General features: G+C 68.8%; 1 pseudogene. It reads right to left on the bottom strand.

The features are described 5' to 3' along the window. Positions 1 to 240, bottom strand: a pseudogene (mutL, locus tag FQ668_RS28145) (DNA mismatch repair protein MutL); the annotation flags it as partial.

Below are 240 nucleotides of genomic sequence, written 5' to 3'. Positions count from 1 at the left end.
GGCGAGGCCAGGCGCATCTCGCCCTGGGGGCCGAACTCGCCGGCCTGCTGGCCCGTGGCGCGGACCATCTCGGGCACTGCGGCAGGCGCAGCCACCTGGTCTTCCGGGCGCACATCGGCCAAGGCGCGATGCAAGGTGCCATACAGGAAATCGTGCACCGAGCGCCCCTCACGGAAACGCACTTCGTGCTTAGTAGGGTGCACGTTGACGTCGACGCCGTTGGGCTCCAGCTCCAGGAAC

This window comes from Pseudomonas sp. Kh14, from assembly GCF_900291005.1.
Classification (GTDB): domain Bacteria; phylum Pseudomonadota; class Gammaproteobacteria; order Pseudomonadales; family Pseudomonadaceae; genus Aquipseudomonas; species Aquipseudomonas alloputida.
The sequence above is the reverse complement of the archived record's forward strand: the minus strand, read 5'-3'. Positions and strand labels throughout refer to the sequence as shown.